This window comes from Aestuariivirga sp. (genome assembly GCF_020252395.1).
In the GTDB taxonomy this organism is placed as follows: Bacteria; Pseudomonadota; Alphaproteobacteria; order Rhizobiales; family Aestuariivirgaceae; genus Aestuariivirga.
Genome location: NZ_JADCDB010000026.1, coordinates 15,037 through 31,020, shown reverse-complemented (window position 1 = coordinate 31,020; position 15,984 = coordinate 15,037). Strand labels below are relative to the sequence as shown.

Genomic DNA, 15,984 nt, shown 5'->3' with positions numbered 1-15,984 from the left:
GTCATCCTCCCCCAGGCGCCGTCACCCCAGCGAGGGCCAGGGTGACGGCAATATCGGAACTCACCGCAGAAGCGGAACCTCCGACACCACTTCCCTGTGGCTCTTCAAGTGGCGGTACAGGCGCCCCTCGATTCCCCGGAAGCCCCACAGAGTGAGATAGGTGAGGATCAGGTAGATCACCCCGATGGTGATGAACATCTCATAGGGCGCGAAGGTGCGGGCGATGACGACGCGGGCGGCTCCCGTCAGGTCCATCACGGTGACGAGGCTCGCCAGCGAAGTGGACTGCAGGATGAACACGACCTCGTTGGTATAGGCTGGGAACAGGATGCGGAGCGCTATCGGGAACTTGATGCGGCGCAGGATGGCGAAGGGGCTCATCCCCAGGGCTCGCGCCGCCTCGATGTCGCCCAGAGGCACATTGCGGAGTGCCCCCGCCACGATTTCGATCGTATAGGCCGCGGTATTGAGCGTGAAGGCGATGAGGCAGCACCAATAGCCATCGCGCAGGATAAACCAGACCCCTGAGGCCCGCACCGCCTTGAACTGGGCGAGGCCGTAATAGATCAGGAACAGCTGGATCAGCATCGGCGTGCCGCGGAAGAAATAGGTATAGGCCCAGATCGGCCCGCTGATGAATTTGTTGGGCGAGGTGCGGAGTATGCCGAGCGGAACCGAGAGCAGGATGCCGCCGATGACGGTGAGCACGGTGAGTTGCAGTGTCACCACAAGGCCGGAGAACAGGTCCGGCAGGCTGGTCCAGATGAGGGTGAGATCAAAGCCGCCCATTGCCTTAGCTCCGCCGGAAGCCGGAGGAGGCCCAGCGCTCGGCGCGGATGCGGGCAAGGTCCGAAACCGCCGTCATCGCGAGGTAGATGATGCAGGCGATGAAGAAGACGGTGAAGGGCATATGGGTCGGCGCCTTGATCAGGTCCGCCTGGCGGGCGAGCTCGGTGACGCCGATCACCGAGGTGATGGAGGTGGCCTTCAGGAGCGTGAGCCAGAGATTGCCGAGACCGGGAATGGCCAGCCGCCAGGCCTGCGGCAGTTCGATGCGGAGGAACACTTGACGGTTTGACATGCCAAAGGCCTGCCCTGCCTCGCTCTGGCCCTTGGGAACGCTCAGAAAGGCGCCGCGGAAGATCTCGGTGGCATAGGCGCCATAGACAAAGCCGACGACCAGGGTTCCCGCCATGAAGGCATTGATGTCGACGCGCACCTCGGCGCCCCCCAGCGACAGCAGCCACTGCAGCAGCACCGTGCCGCCATAATAGACCAGCAGCATGAGCACGAGTTCGGGAATGCCGCGGATAACGGTTGTATAGGTGGCGCCGGCGCCGCGCAGGAAACGGTTCCCCGACAGCCGGGCCAGCGCGCCGAGAATGCCCAGCGCGAGCGCCACCATCATGGCCGCCACGCCGACCGACAGGGTAATGAGCGCACCGTCGATCAGCAGGTGGCCATAGCCTTTGAGGTCAAGAAAGGCCGGGAGGGCCAAGGATCAGCCGCCGTAGATGTCGAAGTCGAAATACTTGTCGTTGATCGTCTTGTAGGTGCCGTCGGCGCGCATGTCCTTGATCGCCTGGTTGATGGCGTTCAGCAGCTCCGTCTCGCCCTTGCGGACGCCGATGCCCTCGCCCTTGGAGCCGAAGGCGGTCTCCGGCCAGGTGTTGCCGACGCGCGCGAAATCATCCTTGGAGTCGCCCGCCAGCAGGCCGTTCTTGAGCACGATGAAGTCATCGAAGCGCGCGTCCACACGGCCCGCGGTGGCGTCGAGATCAGCGCTCTCCGACGTGTCATAGACCACGATCTCGGCTTGCGGCCATGTCTTGCGGGCATAGCTCTCGTAACCCGTGGAGCGCTGCACGCCGATCTTCTTGCCGGCGAGCGTTGCGGGATCGACATAGCCATCGGCGCCGGCCGTGATGCCAGAGTTCCTGTTGGCGACAAGGCCGGTGGGCGACTGGTAATAGGGGATCGAGAAGTCGATCTTCTCCTCGCGCTCCGGCAGGATGCCCATGGAGGCGACGATCACGTCATACTTCTTGGCGATGAGGCCGGGGATCATGCCGTCCCAGTCCTGCTTGATGATGTCGCACTGCGCATCGAGCTTGACGCACAGGGCCTTGGCGAAATCGACGTCGAAGCCCTGCAGGCTGCCGTCGGCGGCAACGAAGTTGTAGGGAGGGTAAGCCCCCTCGGTGGCGATAATGAGTTTCATCTGGCCGGCAAGCGCCGGACCCGCCAGCACGGTAAGGCCGAGCGCCAAGGCGGCGATCTTCAGCAGTTTCATGTCAGTTCTCCAATTTAGGACAGCGCAAAGTTAGGCACTGATTGTGACAGTTTGTCCAGAGCGGGAAATCCCGTCATGATGGCCATATGTTGCTTGTAACTTACAACATTCAGTGGGGCATGGGCCGCGACCGGCGGATCGACTTGAGCCGCATCGCCGGGACTGTCGCCGCGGCAGATGTCATCGCGCTGCAGGAGGTGGAGCGGAACTGGCGGGAGCAGGACTGGCCGGACCAGGCGGCCCGGCTGGCGGAGTTGCTGCCCGGCTTCGACTGGGTTTACGGCGCGGGCGTCGACCTCCATGGCGGGGTTGGGCGGCGGCGGCAGATCGGCAATATGATCCTTTCGCGCGCGCCCATTGAATCGACCCGAACCCTGCCCCTGCCCTCCTGGCCGGTCGAGGGTCAGGTCAATGACCAGCAGGCCATGACCGAGGCGGTGATCGGCGAACTGCGCTTGTACAACGCCCACCTCAACTATCTCGGCGAGGACCAGCGGCTGGACCAGGCGGCCCGCTTGCTCGCGATGATCGCAGAGGCGCCACAGCGCGGCGGGCCGGTGACGGCGCCCGGCCGGACCGCGCTCGGACCCGATGACGAGTGGATCGTGCTGCCGGACGGGCGCTTTCCCACCATGCCCGAACCGGCAATCCTGCTCGGCGATTTCAACTGCGTGCCGGGCTCGCCAGCCTACCGGTCGATCCGGGCCGAAGGCTTCGCCGATGCGCTGGAACTGGCCGGCCTTGCGCCGCACGAGGGCGTCACCTTCCCCGGCCACGCGCCGCCGCTGCGGCTCGACCACATTTTCCTCAGCCCCGCGCTCGTTCCCCGCTTCCGCCACGCCCGGATCGACGAGGAGGCGGCGGGCTCCGACCACAAGCCGGTGTGGCTTGAACTCGCCTGAGACATTGTCCTTGGGCCTGGCGCTGGCGGCCAAGCCAGGGCAATGATGAAAGCTTGATCCGCCGCCGCATCGCATCCAAGATGGCGGGGAAAGCAGTCAACCGGCTTCTTGAAGGAGACCTCCATGCCCATCGCCTATACTGCCCATGCCACCTCCACCGGCGGCCGCGACGGCCACGGCCGCACGGATGACGGCAAGATCGACGTCAATCTTTCTCTGCCCAAGGAAATGGGCGGCGACAACAAAGGGACGAACCCCGAGCAGCTTTTCGCCGTCGGCTATTCGGCCTGCTATCTCGGCGCCATCCGCTTCGTCGCCGGCACGGAGAAGGTGACGATCACGCCCGACGCCTCCGTCACCGCGCATGTGGGCGTTGGCCCGCGCGAGGATGGTGGAGGCTTCGGCCTCGAAGTGGCGCTCGACGTGCACCTGCCCGGCCTCGATAAGGCCAAGGCCGAGGACATTGCCACCAAGGCCCACGTGGTATGCCCCTATTCCCACGCCACAAAGGGAAACATCAAGGTGACCACCAAGATCGTCTGAGTATCCTTGCGGGTTGCGCACGAAATGCGGGGCTGCATGGCGGCCCCGCATTGTTCTTTTTGTTACGCCTCCACCCATGCGGGCCGCCGCAAAGGATTGCGGAAAATACTCCTTCTTCGATCTTGACTTTCTTCCTAATCTGTGCTAGATATCGGCTTCTCGTGCTTTCTGCTGATTGACATTGTGAATCTGTTTTGTGCGGCCCCATTCCGTCCATGGCCGCCATCCCCTCCGCGCCGCCGCCCCGGCGTGGGATGGGATCGCGCTTCGGGCGGTTGGCGCGTGGATAAACCACAGCCTGCGCTGGAGTGACGGACATGAGGGGGTCCGGGGCGAAGCCAGCCGTTAGCCCAGGAGCGCCTTCACGATGCCGCCTGCTTTGCCCATGTCCATCTGGCCGGCGAACTTGGCCTTGAGCTCGGCCATGACCTTGCCCATGTCCTTGACCGAGGAGGCGCCCACCGCTGCGATGACGCCCGCCACCGCTGCCTTGGCTTCCTCCTCCGACATCTGCCTGGGCATGAAGGACTGGATGACGGCGATCTCGTCACGCTCCGCCTGGGCGAGTTCGGGGCGGCCGCCCTGCTCGTAAGCCGCGACCGAGTCCTGGCGCTGCTTTACCATCTTGGCGAAGAGCTCGGCCAAGCCAGCGTCCGGCGTCAGCGCCGAATCGTGGCCGTCGGTGCGGCTGTTGATGTCCTTGTCCTTGATGGCGGCCTGCATGAGGCGCAGCGTGCCGAGGCGCTTCTTGTCGCCTGACTTCATCGCATCCTTGACTGCCGCCATAATGTCGTCGCGCAGGGCCATTCTGCCTGTTCCTCTCGAATATCAGGGGTTCCGGCCACATGTAGGGCGGATAACGCTGCACCGCAACCTTGACGGCCCGGCCCCCTTCCCCTAACCAGCCTCAAATTCCCCAGGAGTCCGCCATGCCGAGCGCAAAAAAGCCTGCCAAGGCCAGGAAACCCGCACGCCGCCCGTTCGGCGACTGGGACCAGCCGCGCGTGACGGCCCTTCTGGTGCTCGCGGACGGCTCGGTGATCGAGGGCTTCGGCATCGGGGCGGAGGGCGAGGCGGTGGGCGAAGTGTGCTTCAACACTGCCATGACCGGCTATCAGGAAATACTCACCGACCCCTCCTATGCCGGGCAGATCGTGACCTTCACCTTCCCACATGTTGGCAATGTGGGCACCAATGACGAGGACACCGAAACGACCAACCTTGCCGCACACGCGGGCGTCGTCGGCTGCGTGATCAAGGAAGCGATCACCGAGCCCGCCAATTACCGCTCGGCCAAGCATTTCGAGAAGTGGCTGAAGGCGCGGGGCATCATCGGCCTCTCCGGCATCGACACGCGCGCGCTGACTGCCCGCATCCGCGAGAAGGGCATGCCCAATGGCGTCATCGCGCATAATGCCAGGGGTAAGTTCGACCTCAAGAAGCTGAAGAAGATGGCGGCAGACTGGCCGGGACTCGCCGGCCTCGACCTCGCCAGGGACGTGTGCCTCACCCAGCGCATGCACTGGAACGAGCTGCTGTGGGACTGGAAGAATGGCTATCGGACCGCCATGTCATCGCCGTGGAAGGTGGTGGCCGTCGATTATGGCCTGAAGCGCAATATCCTGCGCTGCCTCACCTCGGCGGGCTGTGATGTGACCGTGGTGCCCGCCACCACCAAGGCCGAGGATATTCTCGCCATGAAGCCGGATGGCGTGTTCCTGTCCAACGGCCCGGGCGACCCGGCGGCCACGGGCGAATATGCGGTGCCGGAGATCAGGAAGCTCGTGCAATCCGGCAAGCCTGTCTTCGGCATCTGCCTCGGCCATCAGATGCTGGGGATCGCGCTCGGCGCCAGGACGGTCAAGATGCACCAGGGTCACCATGGCGCCAACCACCCGGTGAAGGACTTCACCACAAACAAGGTGGAGATCGTGTCGATGAACCACGGCTTCGCAGTGGACCGTGACTCTCTGCCCGCCGGCGTCGTCGAGACTCATGTCTCGCTGTTCGACGGCTCCAATGCGGGGATCGCGCTGAAGGACAGGCCGGTGTTCTCCGTGCAGCACCATCCGGAAGCCTCGCCGGGGCCGCAGGACAGCCATTACCTGTTCAAGCGCTTCGCCGGCTACATGGAAAAGGCGAAGGGCTGATGACCTTCGCCGGACTCGACCATCTCTGCCGCCGCCTCGAAGCCATTGGCCATGCCCAGGCCATGCTGGGGGTGGACGAGGCCGTGAACATGCCCGAAGGCGGCGGAGAGAAGCGCGCCGAAGCGATGAGCGTGCTGGCTTCCATGGCGCATGAGATGGCGACGGCGCCGCACATCGGAGATTGGATCGCCAAGGCGGAGACGGAAGACCTCGATGACGCGCAGAGGGCTGCGGTGGCGGAGTTCAAGCGCGTCTACATCAACCGCACCTGCCTCTCCTCCGGCTTCGTGGCACGCCAGGTGAATGCCGCGATCCGCTGCGAGCAGCTGTGGCGGCAGCTCAGGGCAAAGAACGACTGGAACGACTTCCTGCCCTCCTTCGAGAACATCGTGGCATTAGCGCAAGAGGAAGCGGCGCGGCGCGCCGAGGTGCTGAAGCTCTCTCCCTATGATGCGATGGTGGAGCAATATGACCCCGGCAGCCGGTCCGCCGACATCTCAGCCGTGTTCGACGATCTCAAGGCCTTTCTCAAGGGCTTCATTCCCGAGGCCCTGGAGGCGCAGGCGCAAAGGCGCTCAAAGCACCCGCTGAAGGCCTTTGCCGGCCCCTTCGCAATCGAGAAGCAGAAGGCGCTGGGCCTCGAGCTGATGAAGGCGGCGGGCTTCGATTTCCACCATGGCCGCCTCGACATTTCGCACCATCCCTTCTGCGGCGGCGTTCCCTCCGACGTGCGCATGACGACGCGCTACCGGACGGACGAGTTCCTCTCATCCCTCATGGGCATTCTGCACGAGACGGGTCATGGGCTTTATGAACAGAACCTGCCGCATGACCTGTCGCACTGGCCCTCGACGAGGGCGCGCGGCATGGCGATGCATGAGAGCCAGAGCCTGTTCCAGGAAATGCAGCTGTCGCGGCGGCCGGAGTTCTGGGAATTCGCGCTGCCGAAGGCGCGAGAGATCCTCGGGCTTGAGGACGTTACGATCGACGATCTTCTGGCCCATGTGCACCGGGTGGAGCGAGGCTTCATTCGCGTGGATGCCGACGAGGCCACTTATCCGCTGCATGTGATCCTGCGCTTCGAGATCGAGCAGGAGCTGGTGACGGGCAGGCTCGCGGCGAAGGACGTTCCAGAGGCATGGAACGCCAAGATGACGGAGTACCTCGGCCTCTCCACCGCTGGCAATTACAAGGATGGGCCGATGCAGGACGTGCATTGGCCGTCCGGCGCCTTCGGCTATTTCCCCAGCTATACGCTGGGCGCGATGATGGCGGCGCAGCAATGGGTGGCGGTGGAGCGCGCCGTGCCGGATGCGGCAGCGCAGATCGCGAAGGGCGACTTCTCAGGGATCAATGTTTGGCGCAAGGAGAATATCTGGTCGAAGGCCTCGATGCTTTCGACGCCTGAGATCATGCGCCAGGCGACCGGTGAGCCGTTGAATGCGAAATATTTCGAGGCGCACCTGAAACGGCGATATCTTGGGTGATGCGCGCCTTCACGTTTCTGAGAGGCCGGGTGTCACATAATCGTTAAGAGGGAGCCGTAGTCGCGAAGGGTTGCGATTTCCCAACAAGGAGAACCCGATGCGCGCCTTCCTGCTCAGCACCGTATTCGCCCTCTCGGCGACCGCCGCCCTGGCGGCCGACGTGACGGTGACCGAATTCAAGCTCGATGACCTCCCGCTTGGCCAGGTGACCTACCCCGGTGGCAAGACGCTGACACTGGTGCGCGGCATTGGCTCCGCCGCCTTCCGCGACCCGAATGACCCGGCCGGCGTCGTCTGGACGCTCACCGACCGCGGCCCCAATCTCGACTGCGAGGGCATCGAGGAACTGACGGGCCTCGGCATCGACACGCTGTGCGCCGGCGACGGCAAGGCCAAGAATTTCCCGATGCCGGACTTCAATATCACCATCCAGAAGGTCGAGGCTGGGGCAGACGGCACGGCCAAGGTGACCGAGACCATTTCGCTCAAGGACAAGACCGGAAAGGCGGTGGGCGGCCTGCCCTTCACGGCCGATGGCATCAAGATGGAAGCCGCCTTTGACATGAACGGCAAGCCGCTCACCGGCGTCAACGGCCTCGACAGCGAGGCGCTGGTGCGCCTTCCGGGCGGCGGCTTCCTGATTGCGGACGAATATGCGCCCTCGATCGTCGAAGTGGCGGCGGATGGCACGCTGGTGAAGCGCCATGTTCCGGCGGGCCTCGAAACGGCGCTGGCCAATGACGGCGTCGAGGTTGTGGGCACGCTCCCTGCCATCATGGCTAAGCGCTACATCAACCGCGGTCTCGAGAACCTGGCGCTCTCGCCCGATGGCAACACCATCTACGCGCTGATGCAGAGCCCGCTGGCGAACCCGGACAGCGATGCCTACAAGAAGAGCGCCAACACCCGCCTGTGGAAGATCGACCGCGCCACCGGCAAGGTGCTGGGTGAATATGTCTACGTGATGGATGACGCCGCCTCCTTCGCTGCCGACAACAAGAAGGAGCCGCAGAAGCAGAACGCGGTGCGCATGAGCGAAATGGTGGCACTCGGAAACGACAGGCTGCTGGTGGACGAGCGCATCAGCAAGACGACCAAGTTCTATGTGATCGACCTTGCCACGGCGACGCCGGTCGATCCGTCCTTCGACGATGCGAAGACCTCGCCGTCGCTCGAACAGATGAGTGCTGCGGACATAAAGGCAAAGGGCATCAAGCCGGTCGTCAAGACCCTGGTCCTGAATTCGGACGACGTCGAGGGCCTGCCGAAGAAGATCGAGGGTGTGGCGGTGATGAGCCCCATAGAGATGATCGTGTTCAACGACTCTGACTTCGGTATCGAGGGCGACGGCAACAAGGCGTTGCGGGTGACCTTCGCGTCGCCTGTTCTCCAGTAAGTAACAACGTCAAAGGTACATGGGGGCTCCGGCGGAATGGCCGGAGCCCTTTCTCATTCCGCCCGCGCCGTCCTCTCCCCCCGTCTCAGCACCGCCTGCGCCGCGATCAAGAGCACGAAGGAGGTGAGAAGCACCACCGAGCCCACGGCATTGATCTCCGGCGTGACGCCGCGGCGGATCGAGGAGAAGATGTAGATCGGCAGCGTCGTGTCCGGCCCTGACACGAAATAGGCGATGATGAAGTCCTCGAACGAGAAGGTGAAGGCCAGCAGGAAGCCGGCGAGGATCGCGGGGGCGAGCAGCGGCAGCACCACTTGGGCAAAGGTGCCGAGCGGAGTAGCGTAAAGATCCTCCGAGGCATCGACGAGGCTGCGGTCCATGCCCTGAAGGCGGGCGCGCACGAGCAGCGCCACCACCGCGATGTTGAACAGCACATGCGCCGCGATGACGGCCCAGGTACCCATCTGAAACTTGATGCCCAGCCCCGCGAGTGAAGGATTGACGAGATCGAAGAAGCTCACGAAGGCAATCAAGGTCGAGATGCCAATGACGATGCCGGGCACCATGATGGCGATATAGATCAGCGCATCGAAGGTGACGCGCAGCCAGCCTTTGGTGCGCTCAAGCCCCAGCGCCGTGAGTGTGCCGATGATGGCGGAGAGGAAGGCGGTGGACAGCGCGATGATGACGGAGGTCTTGAGGGCGCCCATAATCAGAGGGTTGGAGAAGGCCTTGCCGTACCAGAAGAGCGAGAAGCCCTCCCAGGCCATGGCATACTTGCCGGCATTGAAGGAGAAGAACACGATCAGGCTGATCGGCAAATAGAGGAAGATGTAGATGCAGATGGCATAGGCGCGCAGCATCATGTCACCTCACACAAGTGCCGCGCGCCGCGTGCCGGACTTCGACAGCACGAAGCGCATATAGACATAGATCGTGACGAACATGATGGCGACGAGGGCCACGGAAACCGCCGCGCCGAAGGGCCAGTTGCGCGACTGGAGGAACAGATCCACCAGCGCATTGCCGATAAAGAACACCTTACCGCCGCCCAAGAACTGCGGCAGGATGTAATCGCCCATCAGCAGGATGAAGACCAGCATGGAGCCGGTGGCAACACCCGGCAGCGCCAGCGGCAATGTCACCTGCAGGAAGGTGCGGATGGGCGTTGCGCCGAGATCGGCAGAGGCCTCGAGCAGGCGCTTGTCGAGCTTTTCGAGGGACACATAGATGGGCGGCACCATGAGCGGCAGGAAACCGTAGACGGCGCCGATGAGCACCGCCCAGGGCGTGTTGATGATGCGCACGTCGGCAATGCCCAGCGTGGCAAGCCAGCCGGGGATGCCCTTGTTGCCGAGGATCATCATCCAGGCATAGTAGCGCAGCAGCTGGCTGGTCCAGAACGGCGCCATGACGAGGATCAGCAGCGCCACGCGCCACCCAGGGCTGGTCTTCACCGCCAGGAAATAGGCCATGGGGAAGGCGAAGAGCGCCGTCAGCAGCGTGCCGAACGGCGCCAGCGTAAGTGTGTTGAAGAAGGCTTTGCCGCGCGCCGGCAGGTCCATGTAGTTCTGCAGCGTGAAGGCCGGCACGTAGCCGCCCGCCGGTGCGCGCTCGCCGAAGGAAAAGAGCAGCACCACCGCGAGCGGCGCCAGCAGCAGGAACACGAAGAACAGCCCCGCTGGCGCAAGCAGCAGGGCCGTCACGAGTTTGGGGCGCGGGGTGGTGGTCATCGGTTCCTGGGTTTGCTCAATGCGTCCTCGCTCGCTCTTTCAGCGGGAGAGGAAGAGTTCCCCAGCGCAGCTGGGGTAGGTGAGGGGAAGTGTGCTGCACATGAAATGCAGCGCTTTGACTTCCCCTCATCTCCCCGTTGCTTGCGCAACGGGGCCCTTCTTCTCCCGCTGAAGCGGGAGAAGACGAAGTGCGTCACGCGGACTTGAAGCGCGCCATCAACTCGGCGCGATCCGGGTTGGTGAGCGTTTCGGCGGCGCCATATTCCAGCACCGACAGCTGGCCGGCCGCCGGATAGAGGATCGGGTTCTTGAGGATGCTCTCGGGGAGCAGCTTGAGAACGCGCGCGTCGGTGGTCGGCGTGCCGTGGGCCTCGATTTCCTTGGCGTTGATCGACGGCGTGAGGATGAAGTCGAGGAAGGCATAGGCCGCATCGCGGTTGGGCGCGCCCTTGATGACCGCATAGTGATCGACCCAGATTTCCCCGCCGTCCTTGCCGAGGCGGTAGCTCATCTCAGGGAGGTCGCGGTTGAGCTGGGCGGCGTCATTGGTCCAGCACATGGCCATGGCGGCATCGCCATTGCGCATGGCGGGCTGATAGTCGGAGGTGACGGCGAAGAGATGCGGCTTGGTGGCAACCAGCAGCTTCTCGATCTCGGCCAGTTCCTTCGGGTCCACGGTGTTGAAGGAATAGCCAAGCGACTTGGCCGCGCTGCCGATGGTGGTGAGCTGATAGTCATGCACCGTGGCCTTGCCCGAAAGCGGGCCCTGGGCGAGGGCGAAGAAATCCTTCCAGCTGGCCGGGTTCTCGGTGGTCGACTTGGTGTTGACGATGAAGCCCGTGGTGCCCCAGTCCTTCGGCACGGCATAGGTGACGCCGTCGATGGTGCCCGGGCCGAGGAAGCGCGGATCCTGCTGGGCGGGGTCGTAGTTCGGGAAGAGCTTCAGGTCCAGGGGCTCGATCAAGTCGAGGCTCTTGTAGGTGGAAATCGTATAGTTGGTGGGCACCAGCACGTCCCAGCCGGTGGAACCCGCCTGCAGCTTCGCCAGCATTTCCTCGTTGGAGCCGAAGACGTTGATGTTGATCGGCACACCCGTCTGCTTGGTGAAGTTGTCGTAGTTCTCTTGGCTGAAGTAGTTGGGCCAGGTCGTGACATTCAGCGTGCCGGTGAGGCCGGCATAGGCCTTGCGGGGGCGCAGGCCCGGCACGGCGCCGCCGAGCACGGCGGTGGCCAGCCCGAGGCCCGTAACGCCGAGGAAGTGGCGGCGGGTGACGCTGCCCTTCTGGTAGCGGCGGAGCTCGTCGATGAAATTCCGCGCCGGGAAATAGTCAGGTGTCTTGGTCATGCGTCTTCTCCTCCCTGTGTTTGTGTTTATACCGTTACGTATTCGGCAAGATACGCTCTGCCTCGGCGCGCCATCCCGCGGCGATCATGTCGCCGATGTCATAGACCCCTGCGTCGCGCTCCGATTTCCGCGGGGCCATTACCATGAACTCGCCGAGCTTCTCGCTCACCACCACATATTCCGTGTGCTCGCCGAGGAAGATGCGGTTCAGCACCCTGACCGGAAGCCTGGCCATGAGCCCCTCCGGCAGGGCGCTGAGGCTGGTTGCGATCTCGATCTGCTCCGGCCGGATGCTCAGCACTTCAGCCGGGGACGGGCCGGCGAAGAAATTGGTCTTGCCGACGAAATCCGCCACGTAGCGGTTGACCGGCTGGTCATAGAGCTCGCGCGGGGAGCCCGTCTGCACGATGCGGCCCTCGCGCATGACGCAGACCCGGCCGGACATCGACAGCGCCTCCTCCTGGTCATGCGTGACGAGAAGGAAGGTGATGCCGACGTCGCGCTGCAGGTTTTGGAGTTCGATTTGCATGTCGCGGCGGAGCTTGCGGTCGAGTGCGGCGAGCGGTTCGTCGAGCAGCAGCACGGCGGGGCGGTTGATGAGGGCGCGGGCCAGCGCCACACGCTGCTGCTGGCCGCCGGAGAGCTCATAGCTGCGGCGCTTGCCGTAGCCTTCGAGGCGGACCATGGCGAGCGCCCCGTCCACCGCGCGGTCTATTTCGGCTTTGGACGGCTTTGGATTGCGCTGGCGCAGGCCATAGGACACATTGTCAGCAACCGAGAGATGCGGGAACAGCGCATAGTGCTGGAACACCATATTGACGGGCCGCCGGTAGGCCGGGACGCCGGTGACATTCTCGCCGCGGATGAAGACCTCGCCGGAGCTCGGCTGCTCGAAACCCGCCATCATGCGCAGCGAGGTGGTCTTGCCGCAGCCCGATGGGCCCAGAATGGACATGAACTCGCCCGCCCTCACCGCAAGGTCATTGCCGGCAACCGCCACCACATCGCCGAAGCGCTTGGTGACCTTGCGGAATTCGATGACGCTGGACGTGTCGCTCACGATACCCAGGGGAAAAAGAATTTCACAGTGAGGTTCCGACAGCGCTCATCGATTGTCAACGTTCCGCATGGGAAGGCGGGCGGCCGGAAGCCATGTCTTGCATTGGCCGCGGTTTTCCGCCATAAGCCGCGTCGCTGTAAGGCACCCGGCTGGGGGCTGAACGGAAGGGTCAGTCGCGCATCAGCGGCTGGCTAGGGGCGAAGCCCCGTCTTCCCGTGTCTCCGCTCTTTCGTTTGACCGGTCTTTCGAGCCTTTCTGGGTTCGAAAGAGGCTCTGCGCCGGATGACTTGCACTGTTGAAACGCAACGAAAGGCATAATCCATATGGCTCTCTACGAGCACGTGTTCCTGACCCGTCAGGACGCAGCGCCCGCGCAGGTCGATGCCCTGACGGACCAGTACAAGGCGCTTGTCGCCGCCCATGGCGGCAAGGTAACGAAGACCGAATACTGGGGCCTCAAGTCCCTCACCTTCCGGATCCGCAAGAACCGCAAGGCGCATTACACGCTCTTCAACATCGATGCCCCTTCTGCCGCCGTGCAGGAGATGGAGCGCCAGATGTCGATCTCGGAAGACGTGATCCGCTTCATGACCGTGAAGGTCGAAGCGCATGAGGACGGCCCCTCGGCCCAGATGCGCCGCCGCGAAGACCGCGAGCGCCGTGATGACCGTGTCGAAGCCACTGAGGAGAGCAACTGATGTCCGCTCCGCAAGCACGCCGCCCCTTCTTCCGCCGCAAGAAGAGCTGCCCCTTCACCGGCGATAACGCGCCGAAGATCGACTACAAGGACGTGCGCCTCCTGCAGCGTTATGTCTCCGAGCGCGGCAAGATAGTGCCGAGCCGCATCACCGCGGTGTGCGCCAAGAAGCAGCGCGAGCTGGCCAAGGCCATCAAGCGCTCTCGCTTCCTGGGCCTGCTGCCCTATGTGCTGAAGTAAGGAGTAAGCAACATGGAAGTGATTCTTCTGGAGCGCGTCTCCAAACTCGGCCACATGGGCGAGGTGGTGAAGGTCAAGGACGGCTTTGCCCGTAACTTCCTTCTCCGGCAGGGCAAGGCGCTGCGCGCCACCGAGGCAAATAGGGCCAAATTCGAGCGCGAGCGCGCGGCACTTGAGGCCCGCAACGCCGAACGCCGTGCTGCCGCCGGCGAAGAAGCCAAGTCGCTGGACGGCAAGACGTTCACGCTGATCCGCCAGGCGGGCGAGTCGGGCCAGCTCTATGGCTCCGTCAGCCCCCGCGACATCGTCGAGGCGGCTGCCGCCGTGGGCGTCAAGATCGACCGTGGCCATGTGATGCTGGCCAACCCGATCAAGACCATCGGCCTCCACGATGTTGTCGTTTCGCCGCATCCGGAAGTCGAGGTCAAGGTCACGGTGAACGTCGCCCGCTCGCCCGAGGAAGCCGCCGCCCAGGCGCGCGGCGAAGACCTCACCGGCCCGACCTCGGACCGTGCGGAAATCCGTGCTGCCGCCGAGGCCCTCTTCGAGGAAGCCCAGGCCGAAGCCGCCAGGGAAGACAACGCCTGACGCAGTCCGCCATTCGACACAGGACAGGGCCGCCTGCGGGCGGCCCTTTGTCATTTGCGCGCCGGAGGCGGAAAACCCAGCCTGACGCCAGAGAAACGGGCTCCGTTAACCCTCGTGAAACCAACCCCTTGCGCAGGCCTCCCGCTGACATTAAAGTTTTGTTAACAAGTATGGCGCCTGGGGGAGATGCTGAACAGCACTTCCATTGCGGAAGGGGTTAGGAGCGCAGGACCATGTATGCACTTCTGGATCGGGCACTGAAGACGGTCGTCGAAAGGGGCACGCTGCGGGTGACCGGGCCAGACGGCAAGCTTCGTGACTACGGCGATGGCACAGGCACGCCGGTCAACATCTCGATCATGACGCCGCTCGCCGCCGCCAGGATCGCTGCCGATGCCGACCTCTATCTCGGCGAATGCTACATGGACGGCACGCTCGACGTTTCGGGCGGCTCCACGATCTACGATGCGCTGGCAATCCTCATGGACAATGCCCAGACGCACAAGATGCCGAAGATCGCCAAGGCCGCGAACGCCGTGCGCATCGCTTTGAAGCGCGTGGACCAATATAACCCTGTCGGCAAGGCCAAGAATAACGTTGCCCACCATTATGATTTGTCGGGCGCGCTCTACGATCTGTTCCTCGACCGCGACCGGCAATACTCCTGCGCCTATTTCGAGACCGATGACGGCTCGCTGGAAGATGCGCAACTGGCCAAGAAGCGCCACATCGCGGCCAAGCTCGCCATCGAGCCTGGCATGAAGATTCTCGACATCGGCTCCGGCTGGGGCGGGCTTGGCCTCTACCTCGCGGAAATCTGCGGCGCCGAAGTCACCGGCGTCACGCTGTCGGAAGAACAGCACAAACTGTCGAACGAGCGCGCGAGGCAGCGCGGCGTTTCAGACCGCGTGAAGTTCCTGCTCAAGGACTATCGCCACCTCGACGCCAAGTTCGACCGCGTCGTTTCGGTCGGCATGTTCGAGCATGTGGGGGTTGGCCACTTCAGGGAGTTCTTCAACAAGGTGAACGCGCTCCTCGCGGATGATGGCGTGGCGGTGCTGCATTCGATCAACCGCTCGGCAGGGCCCGACGCCACGTCGGCCTGGATCAAGAAATACATCTTCCCCGGCGGCTACATCCCTGCTCTTTCCGAAGTACTGCCGCATATCGAGAAGTCCGGCCTCTATGTCAGCGACATCGAAATCCTGCGGTTGCACTATGCCAAGACGCTGCGCGAATGGTTCCTGCGCTTCGCCGATCACCGCGAGCGCGCCAGGAAACTCTATGACGAGCGCTTCTGCCGCATGTGGGAGTTCTATCTCGCGGCGTCCGAATGCGCCTTCCGCTACATGGGCATGAACAACTTCCAGATCCAGTTCGTGAAAAACCAGCATGCCCTGCCGCTCACCCGCAACTACATGTTCGCCGAAGAAGAGCGCCTGCGCGAAATCGATTCGAAGCTGCCGCGCTTCAAATCGGTGCTGCCGGCGGAGTGAGGGCGAAGGGGTGCCGCGCCCTTTCATTCCGGGCGTTCCGCAGCGTTATTGTGG

At 63.5% G+C, this 15,984-nt stretch carries 17 protein-coding genes; 9 read left to right on the top strand and 8 right to left on the bottom strand.

The features are described from left to right. Positions 1 to 60 precede the first annotated feature (60 nt). Genes IOC82_RS12280 through IOC82_RS12270 form a run of 3 tightly spaced genes read right to left on the bottom strand, consistent with a single transcriptional unit; the run spans position 61 to position 2,293 of the window. Positions 61 to 789, bottom strand: a complete 729-nt coding sequence (locus IOC82_RS12280) for an ABC transporter permease (protein ID WP_290546484.1) — start codon at positions 787 to 789, stop codon at positions 61 to 63. A gap of 4 nt (positions 790 to 793) precedes the next feature. Further along, positions 794 to 1,498, bottom strand: a complete 705-nt coding sequence (locus tag IOC82_RS12275; protein WP_290546483.1) for an ABC transporter permease — start codon at positions 1,496 to 1,498, stop codon at positions 794 to 796. Positions 1,499 to 1,501: 3 nt separating this feature from the next. Then, entirely contained in the window at positions 1,502 to 2,293 is a 792-nt protein-coding gene (locus tag IOC82_RS12270) for a transporter substrate-binding domain-containing protein (protein WP_290546482.1), read from the bottom strand. 86 nt (positions 2,294 to 2,379) lie between these two features. Here IOC82_RS12270 and IOC82_RS12265 point away from each other — a divergent pair, with 86 nt between their 5' ends. Both IOC82_RS12265 and IOC82_RS12260 read left to right on the top strand, forming a co-directional pair. Next, positions 2,380 to 3,195, top strand: a complete 816-nt coding sequence (locus IOC82_RS12265) for an endonuclease/exonuclease/phosphatase family protein (protein WP_290546481.1) — start codon at positions 2,380 to 2,382, stop codon at positions 3,193 to 3,195. A 123-nt stretch (positions 3,196 to 3,318) separates the two neighbouring features. Further along, positions 3,319 to 3,738 carry an organic hydroperoxide resistance protein gene (locus tag IOC82_RS12260; protein ID WP_290546480.1) on the top strand — a complete coding sequence of 140 codons (420 nt, stop codon included), beginning with the start codon at positions 3,319 to 3,321 and terminating at the stop codon, positions 3,736 to 3,738. A gap of 345 nt (positions 3,739 to 4,083) precedes the next feature. Here IOC82_RS12260 and IOC82_RS12255 read toward each other — a convergent pair whose 3' ends face one another. Next, a complete protein-coding gene (locus IOC82_RS12255; RefSeq protein WP_290546479.1) occupies positions 4,084 to 4,545 on the bottom strand; it encodes a GatB/YqeY domain-containing protein in 462 nt (153 codons plus the stop codon). Positions 4,546 to 4,667: 122 nt separating this feature from the next. On the opposite strand from IOC82_RS12255, the gene carA reads away from it, so the two are divergent. From carA to IOC82_RS12240, 3 genes are all read left to right on the top strand, one after another. Then, the gene (carA, locus tag IOC82_RS12250; RefSeq protein WP_290546478.1) at positions 4,668 to 5,888 is read left to right on the top strand and encodes a glutamine-hydrolyzing carbamoyl-phosphate synthase small subunit; all 1,221 of its coding nucleotides are present in this window, start codon (positions 4,668 to 4,670) and stop codon (positions 5,886 to 5,888) included. Then, on the top strand, positions 5,888 to 7,375 hold the full coding sequence (locus IOC82_RS12245; RefSeq protein WP_290546477.1) for a carboxypeptidase M32: 1,488 nt from the start codon (positions 5,888 to 5,890) through the stop codon (positions 7,373 to 7,375). The genes carA and IOC82_RS12245 overlap by 1 nt, the downstream gene beginning before the upstream one ends. Positions 7,376 to 7,472: 97 nt before the next feature. Then, the gene (locus tag IOC82_RS12240) at positions 7,473 to 8,771 is read left to right on the top strand and encodes an esterase-like activity of phytase family protein (RefSeq protein WP_290546476.1); all 1,299 of its coding nucleotides are present in this window, start codon (positions 7,473 to 7,475) and stop codon (positions 8,769 to 8,771) included. Positions 8,772 to 8,824: 53 nt separating this feature from the next. Here IOC82_RS12240 and IOC82_RS12235 read toward each other — a convergent pair whose 3' ends face one another. From IOC82_RS12235 to IOC82_RS12220, 4 genes are all read right to left on the bottom strand, one after another. Then, positions 8,825 to 9,634 (bottom strand): ABC transporter permease, encoded by an 810-nt coding sequence (locus IOC82_RS12235; protein ID WP_290546499.1) that lies wholly within the window; start codon positions 9,632 to 9,634, stop codon positions 8,825 to 8,827. A gap of 9 nt (positions 9,635 to 9,643) precedes the next feature. Continuing rightward, on the bottom strand, positions 9,644 to 10,504 hold the full coding sequence (locus IOC82_RS12230) for an ABC transporter permease (protein ID WP_290546475.1): 861 nt from the start codon (positions 10,502 to 10,504) through the stop codon (positions 9,644 to 9,646). A 193-nt stretch (positions 10,505 to 10,697) separates the two neighbouring features. After that, on the bottom strand, positions 10,698 to 11,849 hold the full coding sequence (locus IOC82_RS12225) for a spermidine/putrescine ABC transporter substrate-binding protein (protein WP_290546474.1): 1,152 nt from the start codon (positions 11,847 to 11,849) through the stop codon (positions 10,698 to 10,700). A 34-nt stretch (positions 11,850 to 11,883) separates the two neighbouring features. Continuing rightward, positions 11,884 to 12,912 carry an ABC transporter ATP-binding protein gene (locus tag IOC82_RS12220; RefSeq protein WP_290546498.1) on the bottom strand — a complete coding sequence of 343 codons (1,029 nt, stop codon included), beginning with the start codon at positions 12,910 to 12,912 and terminating at the stop codon, positions 11,884 to 11,886. A 320-nt stretch (positions 12,913 to 13,232) separates the two neighbouring features. Here IOC82_RS12220 and rpsF point away from each other — a divergent pair, with 320 nt between their 5' ends. The 4 genes from rpsF to IOC82_RS12200 all read left to right on the top strand — a co-directional run bounded on the left by rpsF (position 13,233) and on the right by IOC82_RS12200 (position 15,930). Continuing rightward, entirely contained in the window at positions 13,233 to 13,607 is a 375-nt protein-coding gene (gene rpsF, locus IOC82_RS12215) for a 30S ribosomal protein S6 (RefSeq protein WP_290546473.1), read from the top strand. Next, positions 13,607 to 13,846: a 30S ribosomal protein S18 gene (gene rpsR, locus IOC82_RS12210; RefSeq protein ID WP_290546472.1), complete on the top strand. Its 240-nt coding sequence runs from the start codon at positions 13,607 to 13,609 to the stop codon at positions 13,844 to 13,846. Before rpsF ends, rpsR begins: the two co-directional genes overlap by 1 nt. Positions 13,847 to 13,858: 12 nt before the next feature. After that, positions 13,859 to 14,434, top strand: a complete 576-nt coding sequence (gene rplI, locus IOC82_RS12205) for a 50S ribosomal protein L9 (RefSeq protein WP_290546471.1) — start codon at positions 13,859 to 13,861, stop codon at positions 14,432 to 14,434. A gap of 233 nt (positions 14,435 to 14,667) precedes the next feature. Then, on the top strand, positions 14,668 to 15,930 hold the full coding sequence (locus IOC82_RS12200) for a cyclopropane-fatty-acyl-phospholipid synthase family protein (protein WP_290546470.1): 1,263 nt from the start codon (positions 14,668 to 14,670) through the stop codon (positions 15,928 to 15,930). Positions 15,931 to 15,984: the final 54 nt, after the last annotated feature.